The following is an 832-nucleotide window of genomic DNA, read 5'->3' as shown; positions in this document are numbered from 1 at the left end:
TGTCAGGCACCCCGACCTGAAAGATTGGGTGCGGGGCGAGGCTTACCGGCGCGACTATGCTGACGGCCTGAGCCTCTACGTGCATAACCTTGTCCAAAAGCAGATCAGACAGCGTGGCCTAGACGAGGAGGACGAGTATGCTCACGTCCTGGGCCTGGCGGACCTAAAGGCGCTTATTGTGGAGTCACTACCGCAGGTCGTGGCCCTGGGCTCAGGCCCCGAGATTGCGCGCGCCCTGGGCATCAATTCGACGCACCTCGTTGGCTCGATTGACACACTCGGCAACCTAGCCGCGCCCACAGGGCCCTGGGCGGGCCAGACACTCAGCCCATTTCCTGGCGCCGCCGTCCTGCCTTCAGACGGCGCCAACACGCTGTCCCCGACTCTGTCGAACGCCGCGCCATCGCCTATCTCTCGGACACCCCAGACGGCGTCAGGCGAGCCCCCTCAGCCTCAGCCCGTTCGTCCGCGGCGGGCCTTCACCGCCGACGACAGCATCGCACAAGTCAGGCTAATCCAGGAGACATGGAAGTCATGACCACATTCCCGTCCCATACTCGGGTGGCATATGCGGCATTTGCGCGCAAGTACGTGGCGCACCCGCGGCTGACGACCGCCCTTGAGGCAGTCGTCGATGCAATGTCGTACGCAGGTGTCGAGGACGAGCCGCCCAATATCCCCATCACGGGCCCCTCGGGGGTTGGGAAAACCACCCTCTTAAAGCAGTTGGTCGCCCTGCATCCCGTCGTTCCGGACGGCTGCCGAATCGAAGTCTTGGGCGCGCCTAGCCTTGTGGCGGACCGGCGCGAACTCCTGCCTTTCGAGTTTCCCT

At 64.2% G+C, this 832-nt stretch carries 1 protein-coding gene; it reads left to right on the top strand.

The window, feature by feature from the left end; genetic code table 11:
- Positions 1-534 precede the first annotated feature (534 nt).
- On the top strand, positions 535-832 hold a 298-nt coding region (locus tag Q7A36_RS40280), incomplete at its 3' end, for a TniB family NTP-binding protein (RefSeq protein WP_305109405.1).

Origin of the sequence: Paracraurococcus lichenis (assembly GCF_030657435.1) — a bacterium.
Taxonomy (GTDB): Bacteria; Pseudomonadota; Alphaproteobacteria; order Acetobacterales; family Acetobacteraceae; genus Paracraurococcus; species Paracraurococcus lichenis.
Note: the sequence above shows the minus strand (reverse complement) of the source record. Positions and strands in the feature narration are given on the sequence as shown.